Source organism: Synechococcus sp. H55.11 (assembly GCF_047462475.1).
GTDB lineage: Bacteria > Cyanobacteriota > Cyanobacteriia > Thermostichales > Thermostichaceae > Thermostichus.
The window spans coordinates 2,089-6,192 of sequence record NZ_JANSJI010000130.1; the positions used below are offsets into that span (position 1 = coordinate 2,089).

Annotated in this window: 5 protein-coding genes; 2 read left to right on the forward strand and 3 right to left on the reverse strand. The window is 59.2% G+C overall.

The window, feature by feature from the left end; genetic code table 11:
- The coding region (locus tag NW853_RS05550) for a dynamin family protein (protein ID WP_414348238.1) at positions 1-510 on the reverse strand (510 nt) is incomplete at its 3' end.
- 304 nt (positions 511-814) lie between these two features.
- Between NW853_RS05550 and NW853_RS05555 the strand changes: the two genes are divergently transcribed.
- The gene (locus NW853_RS05555; protein WP_414348241.1) at positions 815-1,402 is read left to right on the forward strand and encodes a DUF2518 family protein; all 588 of its coding nucleotides are present in this window, start codon (positions 815-817) and stop codon (positions 1,400-1,402) included.
- Here the strand turns inward: NW853_RS05555 and NW853_RS05560 are convergent.
- Together NW853_RS05560 and NW853_RS05565 are read right to left on the reverse strand one after the other, a co-directional pair.
- On the reverse strand, positions 1,342-2,211 hold the full coding sequence (locus tag NW853_RS05560; protein ID WP_414348244.1) for an alpha/beta fold hydrolase: 870 nt from the start codon (positions 2,209-2,211) through the stop codon (positions 1,342-1,344). The genes NW853_RS05555 and NW853_RS05560 overlap by 61 nt on opposite strands.
- Positions 2,212-2,214: 3 nt before the next feature.
- Positions 2,215-2,880, reverse strand: a complete 666-nt coding sequence (locus NW853_RS05565; protein WP_414335883.1) for a Crp/Fnr family transcriptional regulator — start codon at positions 2,878-2,880, stop codon at positions 2,215-2,217.
- 344 nt (positions 2,881-3,224) lie between these two features.
- On the opposite strand from NW853_RS05565, the gene surE reads away from it, so the two are divergent.
- Positions 3,225-4,004, forward strand: coding sequence for a 5'/3'-nucleotidase SurE (gene surE / locus NW853_RS05570; protein WP_414335882.1), 780 nt, complete (start codon positions 3,225-3,227; stop codon positions 4,002-4,004).
- Positions 4,005-4,104 lie beyond the last annotated feature (100 nt).

Sequence of the window (4,104 nt, forward strand, 5' to 3'; positions counted from 1 at the left end):
TTTATCTTCCTTCTTCCTCTTCTTTCGCCGCTCTTGGTGGTAAGCCTCCATTGTCAGCTTGAGCCTGCTGTAGATCTCTTCGTCCCTCAGGTCTTCCCAGGTGCCGCATTCCCAGGTGGCTCCTTCTGTATTGTGGATAACTAGCTTGCTCCGCTCGCCGTGCCTAATCCGTAGGATCCCGGCACTCATCTCCTGGGCCTCGATAGGCGCGATTTTCCGACCAATGAGAGCGTTGACAATGGTGGACTTACCTGAAGAGGTGGTGCCAATGGTGGCAATCCGGAAGGAGGGCTTCCGTAGGCGGGCATTGGCCTCTTCGTAGACAACCTGAAAGTTCTCCAGCTTCTCCAGCAGCACGGAGTTGCTGACTACGTCGTGGTATTCGTTAACGATCCCAGCGGTGAGGTTGCCCAGGGCAAATAGTGAGTCTTTCGCAGTTTGCAAGGCTACCGAGGGATCCGGAGAGTCAAGGCTGTAACGCGCTCCATCAGAGAGGGTTGAAGATGACATGCCGGCAGTTCTCAAGCCGCTTCGCTGGCATTATATCCATCTTGCTGATACCGTCGTTCGTTTCCTTCGCATTGTTTTCAGCGTTCTTCTTGCCAGCAATGCTCATTCAGTAGCATAAAAAACAGTTCTAAAAGGCACAGAGCTGCCGGCACTTCTGGGATCAGCGAGAGCTGGTTTGGCAGATGGAGTCGCAAGCCTATCTCCTCCCGGCTAGAGCCAGCAAGCAGTTGAGAGGATTGCCAGATTGCTTAAGATGAGACTGCTGAGTCCGAACTCCTTCTCCCTGTAAATGATGGATGGATCCTTGCAATCTTTCTTCGCCTCTGCCACCCAGGTGGGGCTGGGGGTGGCGGGTCTGCTGGCTCTGCTTACCCTGCTGGCCTGGATCCGCAACTGGCCTTGGAAGTTTTCGCTGGTGGGCTACACGGCCTTCACCCTGGTTTTGACGGCGGGCTGTTTTGCCCTCAGTTTAGGGCCGATCTTTCGCTCCCGCATTCCCGGCGCTGCCCCCTACACCACGGTCTATGACCAAGGGGCAGAGCGGGCGGTCATCGCCGTCAGCCCGGACATCACCCCAGAGCACCTGATCCTCACGCTGAAGCAGGCGGCCAGCGATTTGGCGTCCTCCGGTCGCTTCTCCACCGGCTCGCCGGTATTTACCCTGCAGGCCCGCACCGTCATCCACCCTGAACCGGGGGTCTCCGAGCCCTTACTTTTGGGCACGCTGCAACAGCCGCTGGGAAAACGCCTGCGCACCCCGGAAGAACAGCAGCAGCAGCAGATCCGGCTGGAGGAAGAAGCCTTTGCCCGGCTGCGCAAGCTGGCCCAGGTTCAGGCTGCGGCTCCTTCCGCTGAGGGTGGGTTAGAAGAGCTCCCTTTGTCCCAGTCCTGAGCGCTAAGCCAGCGACGCAGATCCCGTCCTACCTGTTCAGGGATCTCCCACGGGAAGAGGTGGGCCACATCGGGATAGACAATGCAGGTGCACTGGGGTAGAAGGCGGGCGGTGGCCAAGCTGCTAGCGGCGGTGATGTGGCGATCCCGCTCGCCGGCCAGGAGCAACACAGGTAGGCGCAGGTGCTGCAGCTCCCCCTCACGGTTGTAGCCCTGTTGCAGGGCGGTGCGCAAAGCGCGGCGGGCTTGGGGAGAGGTGTGCAGATAGGCAGGCAAAGCTGCCTGGGCCAGATAGCGATAGGCGGTTGGGGTGTGTTGCTGGATGAGGTAGCGGTAAAGAGAGCGGCGGCCAAAGGTGTCGATGTTCCAACTCCAGCCGGGCCAAAGCCAGTTGAGCAGCGAAGCAATGCCGGTGTTAAGCTGATCCCCAACGGTGATGGGGGCATGGTTGCTACGAGGACAGGCGGCGCTGGCTACCAAAACCAAGCCCTTGACCCGCTGCGGCAGGCGCAAGGCCAACTCCAGGGCCAGGATCCCACCCAACGACCAGCCCAACACCAGACACTCCTGCCAGCCCAGGCAATCCAGCAGCTCCTGCAAGTCCTCTAGGTGAGTTGCCATCTCAAAGGGATCCCGTACCTGCGAACGCCCATAGCCGCGCAGATCCGGCGCCACACAGGGGTGGATCCCCGCCACCGCCTCGGCAAAGACTTCCATGCAGTCAGCATTGCCCGGATGGCCGTGGAGCAGCAGGATGGGCAGGGAAGGGATCCCTTTGCCCCAGGCACGGTAGTAGAGCTGCAGGCCCATAGCTTAGGCGCTAGCCGCCTTTTTGGGCACGGACTGCAGCTTCACCCCGTTGGGAAGGCAAATTAAGTTTTGATCCAGCACCTGCACAAACCCTTTCGAGCGCAGGGATCCCAGCAGGCGAGTGACCGTTACGCGCGTAGCCCCAATGGCGTCCCCAATCTGGGCGTGGGTCAGAGTCCAGGGAAGGTACATCCCCTGCTCACAGGGCTGCCCGTACTCTTCAATCAACAGCGTTAGGAACCCCTTGAGGCGGTCAATGGCACGCCGTTGGCCCAAGTTGCCTAGCCAGAGCAGCTTGCGTTGCAGTTGCTGGCGGAAGCTTTCTTGAATTTTCTGGTGCAAGTAGGGCCACTGCTCCAGATCCTGCCAGTAAAACCACATTACCGTGGTGCGATCGACATGGGTGCAAGCTTTTAGCTCAAAGCGCTCCGGGTTGCTCAGCTCAAAGGGCACGCCGGGCGTGATAAACCCGACAAAAACCTCCCGCCGCTCCGGCGTTTGGCTAACTAGGCGCACCACGCCTTCTTGGGGGATGTAGACCAGGCCCGGACGGGTGGGGATGCGCACGTCCTTGGGAAAAGTGCGACAGCGGTAGTGCTCCTCGGCCCACTGGCAGAGCTCCCGCCATTCCTGAGCCTCCGCTGCCGATGTGATGGAAACTAGGGACATGGGATAGGCTTCCTGTCAATTGAGTAACTAGGTGAACTTTGCCGCCTCTTCCGCTCCATCGAGCCATCAAAAGAGTTTGTAAAGAAAAGGCCAGACCCTAACGGAAGGATAAACCAAGAGGAAGGGAGCTTCGGTAGTAGCTTTACCTTAGCTTCATAATGACACTCAAGATTTATGGAGCAACACCGTGGTTATACGGATGTTGTTTATAAGGCTACGTCTAATGGTAACATACAGAAGCCGCACTCTTCATTTTTTCCTGGCTCCTGGCCGGCTGTGGGCTCAGCAGCAGATAGCATAGTAGGGGCAGCCGGGTTGCTTGGACGCGGTGAGGAGTGGCACCGATGAACATTCTCGTTAGCAACGATGACGGCATCCAGGCGGCAGGGGTGCGGTGTTTAGCGGCAGCGCTGGCTCAGATGGGCGGACACCAGGTGACAGTAGTCTGTCCGGATCGGGAGCGCTCGGCCACCGGCCACGCCTTGACGTTGCACAAACCGCTGCGGGTGGATCCGGTGCGGGAGGGGTTTCCGCCAGAGGTGCAAGCCTGGGCCTGTTCGGGCACACCTTCCGACTGTGTCAAGCTGGGTCTGGACGGGCTATTGGATTATCCTCCCGATTGGGTGATTTCCGGCATCAATCAGGGAGCCAATCTGGGCACCGATGTGCTCTACTCCGGCACCGTCTCAGCGGCCATGGAAGGGCTATTGGAAGGGATCCCCAGCCTGGCGGTGAGCCTGGCCAGCTTTACCCACCAGGATTTTCAGCCGGCGGCCCAGGTGGTGCTGACGCTGCTGGAGAAGCTGAGCCTGAAGCCCCTAGAGAAGCCGCTGCTGTTGAACATCAATGTCCCACCGGTGGCTCTGACGGAGATACGCGGCATGGTCTTGGCCCGCCTGGCCTGGCGCAAGTACACCGATATCTACGAAAAGCGGCTGGATCCGCGCGGCAAGGCCTACTACTGGCTGGCGGGGGAAGTGGTGGAAGAGGGAGTGGATCCCTGTTCCGACGTGCAGGCGGTTGCCCAAGGGTATGTGTCGATTACGCCCCTGCAGCCGGATCTGACGGCCTACACCGCCTTCGACAGCTTGCAGCGGTGGGGAATCTCGGCCTTTGGCTCCTGAGTTGCAAGCTGGTGAGCCGCATACAGCTTCTTCCAGCGTTGTCTACTTCTCTACTGTAATAGTCGTTTCAAACAAGATTAAGACACTTTGCTGCCAGCCC